9 protein-coding genes are annotated in these 17,985 nt (G+C 53.5%); 4 read left to right on the top strand and 5 right to left on the bottom strand.

All coding sequences use genetic code 11. The features are described from left to right. Positions 1-2: 2 nt before the first annotated feature. From GKKCFE_RS11170 to GKKCFE_RS11155, 4 genes are all read right to left on the bottom strand, one after another. On the bottom strand, positions 3-3,563 hold the full coding sequence (locus GKKCFE_RS11170; protein WP_445577842.1) for a helicase-related protein: 3,561 nt from the start codon (positions 3,561-3,563) through the stop codon (positions 3-5). Between the two features lie 9 nt (positions 3,564-3,572). Next, complete coding sequence (locus tag GKKCFE_RS11165) at positions 3,573-6,350, bottom strand: DISARM anti-phage system protein DrmE domain-containing protein (protein ID WP_445577841.1); 2,778 nt, start codon at positions 6,348-6,350, stop codon at positions 3,573-3,575. Between the two features lie 2 nt (positions 6,351-6,352). After that, entirely contained in the window at positions 6,353-12,862 is a 6,510-nt protein-coding gene (locus GKKCFE_RS11160) for a hypothetical protein (protein ID WP_341637515.1), read from the bottom strand. Positions 12,863-13,222: 360 nt separating this feature from the next. Beyond that, positions 13,223-14,218, bottom strand: a complete 996-nt coding sequence (locus GKKCFE_RS11155; protein ID WP_341637516.1) for a hypothetical protein — start codon at positions 14,216-14,218, stop codon at positions 13,223-13,225. 203 nt (positions 14,219-14,421) lie between these two features. Between GKKCFE_RS11155 and GKKCFE_RS11150 the strand changes: the two genes are divergently transcribed. The 3 genes from GKKCFE_RS11150 to GKKCFE_RS11140 all read left to right on the top strand — a co-directional run bounded on the left by GKKCFE_RS11150 (position 14,422) and on the right by GKKCFE_RS11140 (position 16,171). Beyond that, a complete protein-coding gene (locus tag GKKCFE_RS11150) occupies positions 14,422-14,796 on the top strand; it encodes a phenylacetaldoxime dehydratase family protein (protein ID WP_341637517.1) in 375 nt (124 codons plus the stop codon). 270 nt (positions 14,797-15,066) lie between these two features. Then, positions 15,067-15,540 (top strand): hypothetical protein, encoded by a 474-nt coding sequence (locus GKKCFE_RS11145; RefSeq protein WP_341637518.1) that lies wholly within the window; start codon positions 15,067-15,069, stop codon positions 15,538-15,540. A 262-nt stretch (positions 15,541-15,802) separates the two neighbouring features. Beyond that, entirely contained in the window at positions 15,803-16,171 is a 369-nt protein-coding gene (locus GKKCFE_RS11140) for a hypothetical protein (protein ID WP_445577840.1), read from the top strand. A gap of 386 nt (positions 16,172-16,557) precedes the next feature. Here the strand turns inward: GKKCFE_RS11140 and GKKCFE_RS11135 are convergent, their stop codons facing one another. Continuing rightward, positions 16,558-16,653, bottom strand: coding sequence for a hypothetical protein (locus GKKCFE_RS11135; RefSeq protein WP_133337773.1), 96 nt, complete (start codon positions 16,651-16,653; stop codon positions 16,558-16,560). A 344-nt stretch (positions 16,654-16,997) separates the two neighbouring features. Between GKKCFE_RS11135 and GKKCFE_RS11130 the strand changes: the two genes are divergently transcribed. After that, positions 16,998-17,690, top strand: a complete 693-nt coding sequence (locus tag GKKCFE_RS11130) for an ImmA/IrrE family metallo-endopeptidase (protein WP_065880517.1) — start codon at positions 16,998-17,000, stop codon at positions 17,688-17,690. Positions 17,691-17,985 lie beyond the last annotated feature (295 nt).

Genomic DNA, 17,985 nt, shown 5'->3' with positions numbered 1-17,985 from the left:
CCTCACCTGGCTATTGCCATGAATACTTGATCAGCCGCACTGTTGACTGGCTTGATCACAATCTGGTTTTCGATGTCGCGAAACGAGCGAAATGGGGCATACCCGAAGATGTCACCCAGTGCTTCGCTCAACGTCTGTTCGTTCTTGCTTCCCGGCCACCGCTCTAATTCAAAAAACGCGTTGTCGACACGGGTCATCAATGCGGTGTCAAACCCGGCGATCACTCGCGAGTCAAACGTATTGCTCAGCGCTGCCGGGATGCGCAGCGCATTGATCACGACAGTTTTGATTTCTGCTGCAGCGGCCTTTCCCATGTCGCTTCGCAGTAGCGTGACAAGGTCGGTCACCCTGTGGCTCAGGTCGCCTCCCCATCTTTGCTGCGGGGCCCAGTTGAGCAGTACTGCCGACATGACCCCGGGTAGCGTGCGGTCGATGATGTTAGGAGCGAATCTGTTGATCGGAACCGAGTCAACCAGGCGATCAAGGAACGTGTGGTAGTCGCCAAAGTTCATGAAAACACCAGACTCAAACAGCTGATGTGATGAAAGCACGCAGAGCACGATGCCCGGATGAACGCGGCCACTTCGAGCGGAGGCCTGGATGTATTCCGCCGTCGATTTTGGCCAGCCAGCGACGATCATGAAGTTTAATTCCGCGATGTCGACTCCGTGCGACACAACGCTGGTGGCAATGATGTGTCGGCAGGTGTCATCAGCATCCTTGGTTTCGACATGACGAATTGCGTCTAGGATCATGTCCAGGCGGGTTTCGCCATCCAGCAACCGAGCTTTACGCTCCAAATTGGTCTTGCTGTTGACCTCCTCCATGTACCGCATGATTTCGGTGATGCTGCGTTTGCTGTTGGCATACACCAGGTCGGTGTTCAGGTTTTTCTCGATGTAACGAAGGGCATCCTGATTCTGGCCATTGGTTATGCCGATTGCCTTGAGCAGTTGTGCATCACCGTTTGCAAGCTTGCCTCGCCAGTCATCTACCTGATCCAGGAAGCGAGAACTGGCTTCCGCCACCGCTTTCATGGCAACACGGCCACGACCGATGGGGAGAATCCCTGCAAACCAGCGACGAATCAGGTGTGAGCCTGTCTCGTCATCCTTCGCTTTGCGAGCATAGAAGGACTCGCCCTGGTTGACGCCGGGGGCAGGGAAGCGAACGGCGTTGCGCAGGTACAGGTGATGGATGTGGTCTTCGAAATCCTTGATGGTGGCTGTTGCCGAGAGCACTTTGGGCGCACGCCCGCCGTGACTGATCTGCAGGGTGCTGAGCAAGGTCTCGTAATGAGCGTCAAAGTTGCCAAGGGATTCGCGAAGCAAGTGCAGCTCATCCTGAACCAGCAGCGAGAAACCTGGGTCTTTCATGGGGGAGGTGGGCACCACTCTGACCACGCTAGTGCGGGTATTGTTACCGCAGTCGAGGGCCTCCCATTTCTCGCTTCGTTGCTCGATGCGACGATGTTCACATTTGGATCTTTGAGAGAAACCGTGCTCAGGGCAGAAGTAACGCGCCCCGCCAAAGAAGTTCACAAAACGATGGTTATGGCCTATGACGGCGAGCTTATCCACTGTGCCCACAAGCACAGAAGGCAGATACCGGTAGCATTCTTCGTCTGAGACGTAGATACCAATCTCCCCCTGGATACCCTGTCCATGTTCTCCTGGATCGGCTTCGCAGTTCGACCAGCATCCGGGGTTGCTACAGACATGCTTGATCCGCGCGCGAGCCATATCGGTCGCAACGCTGATGGAGCCGGCGGTTCCGCAATAAGGGCAATCGGAGATGAACTGGTAGGACTTAAGGCGCTCGTCGCTGAAAGATGGCAGGAAGCCTTTCTGGACGTCTTCGCCATAAGTGCTGCTGACCCGGTTTGGCGTGCCTTCACCTGTGTAATAGCCAATCGTGAATGGCCATCCGCCAAGACACTCACGGTGACGCAGGATGTTGGTCTGGGCGAGCACGAAGGAAAGCCGCTGGAATTGCTGAACGGACAACATCCGCAATGGAAATCTGAGCCAGGCAGTCGTGCCGTAATCGCGTCCCTTAAGCCGACCATAGAGCAACGCCATGCTGATGATACCGAGGTACGCCTCGGTCTTGCCGCCGCCCGTGGCGAACCATAGTACGTCTGCTGTTTCCATGCTGCCTCGGAGTTCAGCCGAGGTGGCATGCCGTTCGTAGATCGATCGTATCTGCGAGAGAATGAAACCGAGTTGGAACAAGTGCCATCCGGTAAACCTTTTCCCCTGAATCTTGATGGCGGCGCCCATTGCTTCGTTCATCCATTGGAAACATTGACGCAGGTCGTCATGTTTGCGCAGAAGCTCAACACCGTCGCGGATCCGGCTGGTTTCCTCCTGAAAGGCATTGCGGTCAGCAATAGCAACATCCTTATCTGCCATCAGCCCTGCTGATTCCAATGCACTGATACGACTTGCCCATTCGCCGAGGTAGCTCTCTTGCGTTTTCAGCAAGCTGTCGCAAACCAGGAGTGGATCGCGGGCAAGCATTTCATAGCTCGGGGCTGAGTCCATTCCAACTTCGGCAGGCGATGGAGCATCAACCCGGGGCTGAGCGTAGGTAGGCATTCCATCCGTCATGAACAGCTTATTTTCTACCTCAACGACCGCGCAGCTGATGCCGTAGCCAGGAAGGCCGTCATTATCGCGGTAGCGGTATTCTTCCGGCTGCAGACGATGGGGCACCTTATAGTTCTCGCCAGCAACGAGTTTGGTGACCAGGCGGGCATCCAATAGGTATGGGGAGTCGACGCCAAAGACTCGGGCATGCTCGGTGGTCGTCTGGTTTTCCAGAAACACTTCTAGCAGGAAGCTACCTTGAGCGTTCGTACCGAATGCTGATGGGGTAGGGCGAAGGCGTGCACGCAGGTTTATCGCATAGTTGAGGAGCGTATTTTGGTCGCTGACGATCTGCTCATGAACGGTGCGGTTGAGGCTCGTCTGATCGGCCAGAGCAGTGTCGCTCCAGTTGTAACCGAATTTCGCGTTGCCATTCGCATTCGTGTGACAGCGCCGCATGACCCGAGGATCGCTAACCCATCGTTGCTGTTCCGCCTTCAGCACAGCTTCGATCGCAGCTTTTCCTGAGACCCACTCGTTGGGCTTGTGGGAGTCAAGATCAAGCATGATAGATGAGAAACACACCGTGTAGCGCTTGTACGCTATGGGCAGAACTTGGCCTCTTTTTGGTGAACCGGCATCAAGCACCAGGTTTTCTTCCACGCTGCGTAAGTCAGGAATGTAGCGATGCACGACATCGAATTGACCGCTTAGCTCACATTTGATCCAACCTTCCTTATCGGGAGAGACCAAGAGCACGATGCCAATTGAGTTTGGAGGTTGCGGGCCTGTATAGGCGGGGTCGGGCGCTGCGCCCAGGCAGCCAACCAGGCTGATGCGGTTGGGTTCGATGCCGTCATACAGTTTGCCGTCTTGTGGCAGTACATCCACGTCCTTGTCACTCAGTCGCAGGCGCATCTCTTCAAGAAATGCAGCCGTCAGGCCCATTTCTTCTCGGTAGTTGAGAGCCATGGTTCGTCCTTAAGATTGTGTGGTTTCCAGATGTTTGCCGGCGTGATGGATGACGAGAACCTTATCATCTGCATCCCAGTCGAAGTGAATACGCAATGTGCGTGACGGATCGCGGGCGTTCCCCAGGCAGAAGTGCCTGTTCATGTTCGCGGGCTTACCCTTGTATTTGCGGTTGTCTGCGTACATACCCATTGTCACTGGGGACATTTTGGGTTCGAAGTCGATGCTCTCCAGCTTAAAGTGCTCAAGCACCTCATGGAGTCGACCCGCTTTCTCACTGTAGTGGTCGTATAACTTTGTGGCCATCAGTGAAAGGCAAGCCCGGAATTTTCCATGGTCACGGTACACCGAGTCGCGCAGGGACTTGAGAGCCGGAGTGGTCATGTGGATACGCCCAGGATGTGTGTCCGCAACCCCATTGACGATGTCGATCAAGCCCTCCTCTTTTGACGAAATGACCTGCTTGGTGGCCGTCCGGATCGACTTCACCACCGATACTTCGATCATGTCGTCGAAGGCCCATCCGTCCATCGTCAACTGGCCTATCTCGACGGTGGTAGCACCTGCAGCTCTTTCCAGGATGGCTCGGCGAAGCTGGTTGCCAATCTGCTGATGAGCGATTCGTACCTGCTCGATGGCATTGGCTACGTAGAGTGCCGCTCTCTCGGGATTTTTGGCACCGGAAAGACGAGCAAACACGGTGACCGCCGCTCGGTCACGGGGGCCATATACCTTGTGACGATACCAGTTGCCCACCGTCGCATCGCACACACTCACCTTTTCCTTGCGCAACTGGGTTTGCACCTGGGCCACCGTCAGTTGTGCGGAGACGGTATCGACCATCGTTCTCCAGCGGTTGGCGGCTCTGAGGAACTGCTGCATGCCCTCTGAAAGAGCCACCATCTCGAAGAGCTTTTCTTGAGTGGCGATACGCTCGTCAGTGTGTCGGAGCAGGATGATCTGATCACCTTCAGTCAGTTCATCGGCAGGCGTTGGGTGAATTTCTTCCTCTCGAAGCACGAGCACTGGACGGGTCTTGCTCCAGGGCAGCTCTGCCTTCGCCTCTTCGAGGCAGATCCAGACAAGATCCTGAACCAAGGACTCGCCGCTCTGCACAGAGGCCATAGGTTCGACGGGCTGCTCCATCAGCAGATCGAGCCAATTATTGAACTCCATTGCCAGCGGAATAGAGACCGCACGTTCTTTTGCCGGATACAGACTGCAATCGGGGAGGGTGAACGTTTCCAGGGCCAAGGACGGCTGCAGCGTATCGATATCGTCGCATCGACGATCATTCCAGCCGAGCTGCCAGTGAGTCAGCTTGTCACCATCGATACGGCTTTGAACGCCATGCTTAGACCACCATAAATGAAGCATGCGCTCTACGAAGGGCCTCTCATATTCGTAGGCTGGGATAGTCAGACGGCGACATGGGGTAGCTAACCAGTGCTGCCGATTAGGCCATAGCATTCCTACGATGACGACTTCTTCGACTACCCCAGAGAACTGTCGATAGGCTTTCACGCCATCCATCGCGGTGATTTGAATGGTCTCGTTCCAGCCTTCGTCGAGTTCATTGTCGAACCAATGTTCCAAGGCTGCTACTTCATGGGGGCTGCCACACAGCACCAACGTATCAGTCTTGTTCGCGCATGAATCCTTAAGGTGTTTTAGCAGCCATCTAGCCTTGCCTGTGATGGACTGCATAAGCAATTGGTGCCAGTCCCTTAACTGCTGAATCAGGTTGCGTGAAGCCACATCTGACTCCCCGAACAGGCAGCTTCCTTTGTCGGCAATTTGCAGCCATCGCTCCAAGCAACGAATAGGGAAAAGACCCGGGCGAGTCGCTGCCTGTAATGTCGTCTCCAAGTAGGGAAGGGGGAGGCACAACTCGTTGAGGCTGCGAAAAACCTTGCCGATGATGGCCAAGCGTTCCTTCAGCACGAAATCCTTTCGATCCAGCTCGCGTCGTAAATCGAAGAACCGATCAGCGATCAGTCCCAGCTCTGAGTTGGCCCTTCGATCCTGGATCACCGTCAGTTTGAACCGGGAGTCGGATCCTGCAGGTGAAGTCAACAAAGCTGTATCGCCAAGTCGCATCACCCATAGATGGCTACGAGTTCCGTTCGAGCGGATCCTGTCCAGAGATTCGCTGTCACCCAGCGAGAGCAACGTGATTCGAGGTACCTCAGGGAAACTCTCTGACAGTGCGCTATCCACGGCAGCGAAGTTTTCATTTCCTCCAAGCGTACCATCTATGACGAGAACGAAAGGCTTGCTTGCTTTGCTGATCGCTTCAACCAGCTCCATTACGTCCGTGGAGCCATCCACAACTAGCGTTTGGGAGGCGGATGCCTTGTTGCGCTTGAGGTCAGACGCTCGCAGTACGCGAGTACGCAAGGCCTTTACACGCGAGAGATCGTGGAAACCGTTACGGGGCCGGGAGATAAATACGATGTCCGGACACTGCTCCATGTTGCCCGGATTGAGCCAAGGCGAACGTATCCCCCCTTGCAGTGAATCCAGCCGGATCCGTTGCAGATATACCATCAGTCGGGTGATACCTTCCCCACCCATCAATGGCAGCGCAATCGCCACTGACTGACCGTATTTCAGAGCCCGTCCCGCCACCGCGAAACTTGTGCATTCGGCTACATCAGGAGCGGTCAAATTGATTGATGACCACGCTTCTGAGTTGGGGTGGAGTAGTTCACTAGCGGGAACTGCTCCCCACGCACCCTGCATCACCTGCACCCAGCCAGATTGACCTGTTGTTTGCTGGGTCATGATTAGGCCTTGGCCTCTTGAGGCGCCCTGCTGAGCAGGGCAGCCTTAATGCTTTCAGGAATGCGATAGAAATTTTTCTTAGCCACTCTGCAAGGAACGATGAGGCGCAAGCGGGTCAACCAACGAAGTGCCTGCTGTGGATCGACATCCCCATAGTCATCCATGAGCTGCAACTCAATATCTTCTTCATCGAAGCGCTCTTGCTCACACAGCGCGCTCAGCACTTGCCGCCCCCAGCTCACAGCGGTTACGCCGGTCTTTCCGAGGAACTCTTCCATGCTCTTGGGCTTGGCTTGAAGCACAGATGTGTAGGCCGCACCGAAGCCGCTCACCTTGACTACATCGGATTTCTTTTTCTTGGCAGCCAACAGCCTGTCCAAGGAGAAGTACCATCCCTGGCTATAGCTTTCCAAGGTGTTGGTCGATGTTGAAGTGTTCTCAAGGTTTAGCTTGTTCAGCAGGTGCGCCATTGCGGTCTTCTTCCAGACATCCAAGGCGATGAAGGGCTGCATGGTTTCTCGGCCTTGGGTGAGCTGAGGATTAGATTCCCACTGCCACAGGGCTCGCGGCGACATGAGGAAAATGACCCGAACGCGGTTGCGTTTGGCGTTGGTGTTCAGTCGTGCTTCGTGTGCAACGTCAAGCAGATCCAACGTCAGACTGATCGGTTGTTCACCTGTAATCTCAACGAAGAACATGATGTTCTTGCGAAGCGACTGAACACCAATGACACTCTCGACCAACAGCTTCTTGAACTCACTGGCTGAGCCGAGATCGGTGTCTCTTTTGTGAGCTGGAACGTAGCGGCCAGAGCTCTGGTTGGTGGTCAGGACAGGCTCCTCTTCCCCAATTGCCAGGAGAGACTCAAGCATCCACTGAGGATCCAGCCCCAAGGCCTCCGACCCTGTGATGATGCCGACGGAGTAGTTTGAAGAGCGCGCCTCAATGGCACCAAATGTAGGCTTTTCACGCACCTCTTCGCTGATGAGCAATTTCTCGTCTCGCAGCGTAAGCGGGGATGGGCGTGTAGCGTTAACCGGATATGCGTGCGCGGACAATGGGTCGTTCTCATTGATCGCATCTACTGCAGCCAGCAGTTTGTCTTCGATGTTCTGTTGGCCGCCCACCAAGTTCATGATATTGGTATTGCGCAGAGCGTATTCCTTGCCGCCCTCGGTGCGCCGCATGTACTGAAGTACGCCTAGGCCGCACAGCTCATCCAGAAACGCTTCAAACTGCGCATCGGTCATCGGCTCGAAGATATGCGGAGCCCACTCCTGGACAATGAGTTTCGCACGGCTGGGAGAGAAGCTGCTGGTGCTTTGCGAGATCAGGCTGTAGGCAATCAACTTGTAACGCAGGTCAAGGTTCAGCGTGATGTCAAAGCGGTCGCAGATGAGCTGTCGAATGTTCGGATCCTTTCGAATCTGCTCGATGTCTTCAGCGGTGATGGTGACCGATCCCACGCGACGGTTGTGACGTGCATTCAGGGTCTGGATCAGTTCATGGCAGACAATGTGAATCAGGCCGGGATGGCGGTTTGTTTCGACAAGAATCCTGTTCATGAGCAAGGGAGACTCGAACTCATAACCCAAATGCCCCAGTGGTTCGCGAATGAGCTGAAGCGCTTCTGCAGGGCTCATGATCGAGACCTGAATAGCACTGCCGAGCTGGTGCAGCGGGTAGTTCGGGGCGTCAGCGAACCGGCGTACGTTCTCCAGACCCGCAATTACGACCTTGAACCGGCCATTGCTGTTGTTCACTAAGCCACTGAGCTCACGGAAAATGCGGAAGCCGTTCGCAGCATCAAGTCCCAGAATCGGATCAATTTCGTCGAGACAAACCATAAGCGCATCTGGGTTGTCTTTGGAAAAATAATCCCGCAGCTCATCGACCATCCCATCAGCGTCTGAGGGGGGCGAATTTTTGACCAAACCGCTCGTGACGGCAGCGTGGTGAATCATCTGCCAAACCCGATTCCGGTGTTTTTCGAGCTCATTGCCAGAAAGGTTGGCGCGATCCAGGTCTCCATCCATTTGGTACAAGAAGGCATGGTGACGAAGCTCAGGGTTGTGGAACAAACGCCGTGTTTCGTTGAGCAGCGTTGTTTTACCCAGTTGTCTGCCACCAAAGATCATGGCTGCACCGTTACGCATGGTGGTCAGCGATTTAATGTCTTTCTGGCGCCCATAGCGCATTTCCGGTGGCGCCGGCTGCATCTGGTTGCCGGTGTACGGGTTACTGAACGTCCATGGCAAGCTTAGTTGCAGGAAGGTCTTGAGCCGTTGGTGATCCGGTACGTTGAGACCAGCCAACATGGTCATCAGGACGGGATCGACATGGAGTAGCGCATGTTTCTGCTGTTTTGAAAACTTGGCCAACTCGTTGCGCTCATCGTTCGAAAGCTCTTTTGCCGATATCAACACCGTACGTTCGTGCAGGAACTGGGTCTGCTCGGTCAGCAGTGTGCGAAGCTCAGTGAGCGTCCACTCGCCGTTGGCAATCAATACGTTGAGGGCCTGCTCTTCAGATTTTTGGTTGAAGAACACGATCCCACGCCCCGTATCATGCCGTCTCACGTTCAAGGTGAGGTGGGCAATGTGGCTTCGCGAGGAGAAGGCGGTACGCTGCGAGGTCGCATTACTAAAGAAGGGTGTCGCGGCCTCAAGACCTAAGGCATATAGAATGCGTACCAGCTCTTCGTAGGTTGCTTTGTCCAATGACTTGACGCGGCGGCGCAGGCTGATCAGATCCTCGATGGCCAGTTTGTAGTAGGCAGGCAAGGTGTCCAAAGACAAACCTTTCAAGCTTGCGCTGGAAACATGGCGGATCACTTCACGAGGATTGCGATTCTGACTCAGCATTGAATGGAGCTGTGGTTCAAGCAGGAGAAAGCGCTTGAGCAGCTCAGTACCAGATTCGGTCTCGCTTTGCAGCGCCTCGCCTTTGTCCAACGAGTGCTTGAGATGTTCAAGCATCTCCTCGGCGACGGTCGTGTCATGTGTATTGAGCGCCGAGCGGATCTGTTCCTGCCACACTGCGGGTACCCAATCCACCCCGCGATCAACCAAAGCTTGGTTAACGAGTGAATCCAGGGATGCCTCAAGCTCCTGCTTCTTGGTCGTGAACTTGGTTACGATGCTTGACTCAAGGGTGTCTAAGCTGTGGTGAATCTCGCCAATGTCATCCAGCGCCTTGAGGCTTTTGAGTTGATCCTGAAGGTGCTCAAGCTCGCCACGCAGTTGGTAATGTCGTTCATCGTCGATCAGCGAGGCGATGTTCGCGTTATCCAGCAACCCCCTTATCTGATCGCTTCGCAGGTTGCATTGGCGAACATCTTCCAAGAACGAGCGCTTGATCGCTTCGATGTTCTCCGCCATTGAGCCCTTGTGGACGTCTTCATGGTTGAGGGTCAGAAGCAGTGCATGACGGAAGTTCTTACGTTCCAGCGCTTGATCGGCAAGTTCCAGATCGCTGACGCCCTTTTCAAGCAGGCTCGTCAAAAGGGCCAATTGATGATGAGGATTGTCGTCTGGCGAGGTGGCCAGCCATTCCGAAGGCCACTGAAGCCAGCCATTGATTCGGGAGATCTCCCAAATCGTTTCTTCATGTCGCTCTGCCACTTTGTTGATACGTTGGAGTACACTGATGGCGAGTAGTAAGCCGGCTTGCTGCTCTGGATCTTCGGTGTTCTGGAGGCGCTGCTCTAGGTGCGCGGACGCCGCAGTAAGCATCGTAAGGAAGCGTGGGGCGAACTTACTGACTTCGCTGGTGCGTCGACCCAGCAGGCTATGCCCTTCGACCCACCGATCGGCGACGTCAACGATCTCGTCAATTGACCTTAGGAACCAATTTTTAGCGTTGCCTTCGATCTGCGGAGCGGAGGTGCTTTCGTTCATCATCTTGTGAATTTCAGCCGTCATCAGCCGAGACTGCTCATCCTTGTCTCGATACAGATCGGCAAACGCACGCACGTCGTCTATCCGTGAAGCATCGTCTCTGGTGATACTCTTGTAGGTGAGATCAAAGTCTTCACGTGCCAAACATTCCTTCATGGCTTTGCGAGCCGGAGCCCATCCGGTCTGTTTGTTCAAAATACGGTCTTGCCACTCAACAAGACGGGCGGCGAGTTTGTCACGCGCCTCTTTGTCGTTGCTTGTGGGTTGCTCACGCAGGGTATCCACATCCAGACGAGTATTGTGGCTGGAGAAACTGACCACTTCTTCGATCAACCGGGACACCGGGCCATCGAAGTTGCCGAGGACAGAGCCGAGCAAGCGTGGCGCGTTGGTCATCATTCCGAAGAACAACGTGGGCTGAAGTGTAGCGGCGAACACCAGGTAGGGAACAACACGTCCACCTGGGCGTCGATAAATCCAGCTTTCAATGATCTCCGAGGACAGCTGATGCAGGTTCTGCTGAACCCGGGTTACGGTCGCAGAGTCACCACGCCAAACGTGCATGCCATGGTATGCCGCCTGAACCAGTGGCAGCGACAACAGATCACCCGCAAGGCCCATTCGACCTGCAATTTCCAGCGTCTTGCTGGCCAGTGGAAGCTGCCCGCGTTTCAACCAAAGCAATGCGATGTTTTCTACTGCAATCGCGGGAACGACATCCATCGTCTGCTGACAATGCTCCAGCCGCTCTAGGGTTTCCCTTGGCTTGTTGAAGAATCGAGAGACATTGACTTCATCTTCCGACGCTTCCTGCATAGTTGACTCATCAGCTACATCGTTCTCGATACTGGTGAGAGTCGGATCTGAAGCTGCGTCTTGTCTCTCAACCGGATCAACAAAATTGACGGAGGGCTCAAGCGCTATGTTGATTTCAGGCTCGGGAAGAGATGCTGGCTCTGAGGCAGCCTCGGGAGCAGCCATTTGTTGTGGCTCGTCAGCGGTCGGAGGCTCTTCATCGCCTGCGTCAGCTTCATCCGCGCCTAAACCAACCACAGAGGCCGGCGATATATCACCAACAGGGGTTTTACTTTGTGTACCAAGAGGATTGGGAAGGGGCGGAGTAGCCAGATCAGCAGATGACGTTCGTGACCAGGCCGTAAAGGCAGCCTTGGTGGAGGGGTGATAAGCGTCCGGTGTCAGATCAATTTCTTGCCCGTCTGCCGAGAGTGAATCAAGCCGGTACCCGGGTGGCAGCAACAGGTCACATCCTTGCTGCTCCACCTCTTGGTGCAGCCTATTGCTCTTGACGCGAGACTCTTCTGCCTCGGTAATGCTGCTGCGCAATTCACCTTTTTCACGAAAATTGGCAACCTTGAGTTTCTCGTTGAAACCAGCCAAGTCGTTCTCGATTTGGACGCACTGCGCTTGAGCTTGCTCAAGACGGGTCTTGAGTTCTACCGATTCTACTTCACGCTCGTCGGTCAAATCAGCCAAGAAAGTTTCCGGTACCTCATCCTGCAAACGCTCGTTGAAGAACTCCAGCCAGGCCGTTTTAAAGGCCATTAGAAACTCTTCGTCATCGAAATTCTGCAGTGACAGCTCACGACCAATTTTGATCAGAACGTCGATGCACTCGCCAAGTATTTTGCGAACCGTATCATCGCTGAGTGAGTATTCCTCCTTCAGACGAGGAAGGTTTGAGGAGATCAGCGCCTCGATTTGCTCGGCATAGTGAAGGTTGCCTGAATCAGTTTTTGCCTGCTCGGCTAACTGAAACAGCTCAGCATAGAGGGCATACAGACTCAAGGGTGCGGCGGGGGGTATTGATGCAGTCGGCGGCTCGACGGGTGTCGCTGTCTGACCTGGCTGCTCTACCGAGTCTATCACGCCAACCCGTCTGGCCTTCCTCTCGTCCTCCAGCATCGTGGAGTAGTACCCCATCAGCTCAGGTTGGCACGTCAAGAAAATACCCAGTAGCTCGTGGCCGAAAGGCGTGGCCATGGCATAGACGCCATCTGCCAGCGTTCGACGCTCTTCGTTGTCGAGCTCGTTCCAGCTCGCCAATCGATCGAACAGGATCCCCACCATTCCACCTAACTGATCGACGTACGTGCGACTCTTAATGAAGTCCTTTAGTCCGGTTTCCCAGTTCTTCCCGCTATCAACCCAATCAAGCCGTTTTTCGAGCATGGTGCTCAAAGTGTCTTGGTCTTCCTGAGTCAGCTCACCGAAACGCTGCGCCGCTGCGCCTTTGAGTTCGTGCCAGGTCGGGTCTATGTCGTTCATGACAACTCGTTCCCAGCTGCGGTATCCGTCAATTCTTTTCGACTTTTTGAGCAAGCGCTGCTGGAGGTTGAACAAGTCCTTGAGTAGGAGCTTCAGACGACCAATGGAGGTCTTTTGAAAGTCCATTACTCGAAATCCGGGTTTCACGTTCGCCTGCTCGATCCGGCGAAGAGATCTGGACATGCCGATCATCCGTTCCAGCACGGAAGTATCGAGCACACCAGTTTCGGGACATAACATGGTGCGGTCTGGAAAACCGACCCCATCGGCAGAAAATTGCTCAATAAGGGATTGGTCGACGAAATCGATGCAAATCAGATTTGGCATTTGATATCCATATCAGACTAGGTGGGGAAAGCTCGCCAGAGCAAACCTCTCTCCAAACGGGTAAAACATCCCATCGGAAGGAGGCATTCCACGCCGCCTGCGCGGCAGTTGAATGACGAAGCGTAGTAGCCCAAAGCTACTACACCAGGGATTTTCCGGCTAGCCAGACAGTGGGCCATTCGTCCGTGAAATTTCGAGAGCCGTGATTTATCCCTGAGTTTATCCCTGAGTCATTAGACACTAGAAGAGCGCCTTTCGCCGAGCTCAGCCACCGTGACCGGCAGAGACCGGCCAAGCGGTTATTTTCAGCAGACATGAACAGCCAATGCTGGAGGGATGAACCTGAGAGCTAGAGACGATTTAATCGAGAGGTTGGCTAAACTCTCCGGTGATACGCCAAGTGGTGCTTTCGTGCTCCTCGAATGTCCCTCCCAATTCGAATGATCCTTTGGTCAGACTCGCGATGAGTTTGGCGTTCACGCCAAAATCATCCGAATAACTAATTGTTAGATCGAAGTCCTCAAGTCCGCAGTCGATTCGATCTCTGGCAATTTGCTGCCACACGGGCTCGTGAGGAAACCACACAAGATTATCGGGGATTTTTGGCGCGTCGTGCCCCTTCAACGTGGCCACAAACAGAAGGCGTTCATCGGCCTTATTTGAGGATGAAAAGCCTGCCGAACCTTGCGCGTTTGCCTCGGGTACGCTCGCTGAAAAATCAACACCAAAGCCACGCGCCCATCCTTTTTCGTGCTCGACTCTTATTTTTTTGGCGCCTAAGGATGTAAGCAGGCGAATGGCCTCGGCGAATTTATGTTCGAAGGCTTTTCGATGAAAACTGGCGACTGGATAGTAAAGGGTCGAGGAGGAGGGGTGCCGGACGTAAACCAGTTTTCGTCTTGGATGTCCTGGGGGGAAGGAGAATAAGGCCGATGCCTCTGTCGTAATTATTGCGATTTCGTCAGGTACAGATTGAATCGTGTTCGCTACGTTTTCCGCTGCCCGGAATGCTAAAGCGTTTGCCCAATTCCATGGATACTTCTCATTGAAGAGCATTTCTCGGGTTTCGCGTAGGCTGCGTGCTACCGAGCCTTCCCGGCCTTGCTCCCCGTCTTCAGAAACGACGATTAACTGGTGATTGAGATCCGTCTTCATATACAAGGGCCATCCATAAGGGGTATCAATCAATTCATGATGCATTAGCACGCTTAGCGTGCGCCAGCAGTTCTGCTGCAAGTAATTGGAGGCAGCTATGGTTACGGTTTCGCTTTCGACAGACTTTACGGCGTCCGAAGGGAAGAAGCCCTGACTTAGCTTGGTTTGTATTGCCTGTGTGATCCCCAGCGACAAAGACAACCTCACGACGCCAGGCGTCATCGAGGTACGAGTGAAAGCAGACGTAGCTACGCAATCATCCGAATCCCGGCGTGAGCGTTACGGGCTGGTTTTCGGAATGTTTGCGGCTGATTTGGGTGGTTATTTGGCGGCCACACGCCAAGGTATCGCGGCGGGTCTGACCGCTGCAGTCCTTCCTTCGCTACGCAACTGCCGGACTGATCATGCTTGCCTGGCTCTTGCGCCATCAGCCTCAGCGTTTTGCCGGGATAAGCTGGGTTAAGGGGGGCCGTTCTTGCGCTCCTGGCATGCCCGCCCTTCGTACTGGTGAGTGCATCTGGGTGCTGGACACCACGACGGGAGAGCCGTTGGAAAAGAGTTTCGGGCTTGCGCATTTCGATGAGTTGGCTCATCTTGAGGCATGGGCCAAAACTCACCCAACTCACTTGGCAATCTTCGGTGGCTTTATGCGGTACGTGCGAACACTGGAGTTCCAGATCGCACTGCGTTTGTACCATGAGGTGTCAGTGATCTCTGCCGATGCCCAGTGTTTCGAGTACATCAACTGCCACCCCGGCAGTGGGATGCTGGGATCATGATGTTTGGCTTCAAAAGGCTTCACCTCACTGCAGTGCAGTAGTAGCTACCGCTTTTATACCCATTGGAAGTGAACGCACGAGCCACCGGTACGATCAACGTCCGGAATCGTTAGCTTTGCGCTGATGCCAGATGCACAGGTATCAGTTATTTTTTCTGGTGTTTGGTAAAGTCAGCTGATGTGTTTCCAAATATCACTAATCAAGGACGATCTGACCCAGATTATCCTAGGCTTGCTAAGAAAATCAGACCTTGTTCAAGAGGGAGCGAAAATGTCTGTAAGTTTAAATCTTGTGATCTACAAGCAAGAGAATGGAGTTCTAATCGAGGAAGGTCTCAAAACGGTGCGATGTGAAGAGATATCACAGTCGCTTCTGGAGGTTATTGCGAACTCATTCCCTACAAAAGAGACTACGGTCTATTTTGACAGGGAACTAGAGGAAAGCTTTGATATTCAATACTTCGACAATTCAGATGTAGCCAGCATCATTAAGTTCCTACATGAGTTGTTTCATAAGCTCTTGAGCCATGAAAATAAAACACTCAACTCTATTGATATTAAGGTAAGTGAGCAACCGGACGATACCGAAGAACTAGTCACCTGTATTTTACCTAACCAAAGCGAGCCAGATCCGACTGGACGGTCGATTACTCGATTTCGCATCTTGACTGGGATAATTGGTGTTTTTTCAGACAAACAAAATATGCTTGCCGATGAGGCTGGCGCTTTCATAAAGATAGGGTGAGCTTTATGTCCTCCACAGAAAGTGAAGAAACCCCTAAAGCTGCCGAAAGCACCACAAGCCAGGCGGTCGCACCTCAAAAATCAACTTCTACCGGTGAAATTGCTAGAAAGGCTGAGCACAGATATCTTTCCGCTTTAGCGATATACGCTGGGAATACCAGTAGTTTAGAGATAACTCGCCCAACCATCACAAATTGCCCGATGGGGGGCACGATCTCAATGTCAGAGGCACTACCGATGAGGTTAAAGATCTTGTAAGCAATTTGACCCAGACCCCTTTTGAAGAGTTGAGTTTTCTAGATGGCAGCGCTGTAGACGGGAATCTCAAAGTCAGGATCGATGTGAAAAGTGGAAAAACAATTTCTGGCGATACGATTGACAATCATGTTTCGAACTCAACAAGAAGCCCTGACTGTCAAGTGAATCTGCTAGCCTTGACGAACCCAAACTATCAGATAACCAAGGAGGCGCATAAAAAGCTGGATGTTCAAAAGCCACTTTTCCAAGAAATCGGAACGCTAATTGGTATCGCTCCACTTGAAGGCTTAGAGCGAATAGAGGACATAAACAAATCCCAGGAAGCAACTACGAATAGCGATGAGAGCGCTCCAGGCGGCAATAAGACACTATAAAATTTACTGTGGTCGTGATGTTTTCAGCGATGAATCCCTTGAGTGGTGGTGGTCGATTGGCCAACGTGAGGGTGAAGCGCGATTCCTCGCTGATGAAGTTATACGAGCGTTGTTGCCCCGGGGCTGATAGCGGTTTCTAAGAAGTCCCCTAAAAACTGATATCAGCCCCGAGTTTTCTTTCAGGTCTGTTTAGTACCGCCAAAGAAACTGCTGGATTCGCTCCCCGCTTTGATCGCAAAAAAAGTCTTTTGCAGCGGCATTTTTCACCACAATCCCACTAACCATGAAAATCCCGATCGGCTGCTTCCTGAGCAAGCTGCATCTCATGGGTTACCACCAGCATGGTCATTCCCGCATCGGCTAGATTTCGCATGACCATGAGCACTTCATCGCAACTCCGGGTCAAGTGCCGACGTAGGCTCGTCAAAGAAAATCACCTCCGGATCCAGCGACAAGCCACGCGCAATGGCCACGCGTTGCATTTGTCCGCCTGATAGCCGTGCCGGGTAAACGCGACATCCAATGCCATGTTTCTTGTCAAACCTCCTGTAATCCTTTTGATGGCCCCAAACGCTACAGCGTCCGACATCAAGGGCTTGATGTGCTGAAAGCGCTCTGGCACGCCCTCGTCCGACATCGCCGTGGCCGAATCCTCGCACACAATCTGGAGCAGGGCGATCCTAAAGATGGCGAACTGAAATCACTTTTCTTGTGCCAAACTCCTAACCCGTTCATCGGAAAAATCCATACGATAGGTTGGCCATATATTTAAACCACTACATATTGGGCTAAATTGTAATTTACAGCCTACATGTGGTGTTCTGCCATGAACGAAGCTTCAATCGAGAAAGCAGCAACTGACCTGCTCATGCAGATTTACCGTGATCGCCGGTACCTTTGGCCAGATCAAGATATTCCGCCGATGATGATGCGCAGCCCCCGGATCGCTGCCATGGTCTGCGGTTACGACTATCATGAGCATCCCTCCTTGGGAGACGCCCAGTTCAACCGGCACAACACCGGTACTCGTATCGCGGGCCTGATTGACCGTCAATCGAACAAGATCGCAGTCGCGACTGAGTTTGGTGACAAAGTCCAGCTCTTCACCGGCGCGCATGAGATCGGCCATCTTGTGCTTCACGAAGGAACTGTCATGCACCGCGACCGCGCTTTTGACGGCAGTCCTCTGCAAACACCACGTGCACCCGCAGAGCGACAAGCCGATCGCTTCGCGGCCTGCTTCCTCATGCCTCAAAAGCTGGTGAGGGAACGGTTCGAATTCATGTTCTGCTGCAAGGGGCAATTGCGCTTCAGCGACGTGATTGCCTATCACCTCGACCCCAACAATCCAGATCGGCTCCTCTACGCCCCAAAAGAGGCGGGAGAACGTGAGCTGGCGCTGGCGCGATGCACCCGCTTCAACAACCAGAACCTGGTATCACTTGCCCAGCAATTCGGCGTCTCGGATTCGGCAATGGCCATCCGCCTCAAGGAACTGGAGTTGGTGCGATGGCCATAAAGCGGGAAGGGGGCACAGCATATGTCCCGTTATGCCCAGTTCCCAGCCTCTAAAGAGCAGTGTGTAAATCCCTTTTTAACACCGTTAACCACTGTGGTTTACAGTGCAAAAAATGGGTTTACACCTTCTCCAGGTCGTGGCACTGCGGATTGATCTTGCCTCACCAGGTTACTCCTGTATGACCACACGCCGACATGGCGCAAACCGGCGTTTTATCCATCGTTTCTGATGAATCGGGTCAGTGGGCCTAGGTGTGCAGCTGTCTTAACCACCGTACTCGCAGCCTCAGCAGCAC

The sequence above is a fragment of the Pseudomonas sp. E141 genome (genome assembly GCF_052659885.1).
This window is presented reverse-complemented; position numbering and strand designations above follow the sequence as displayed.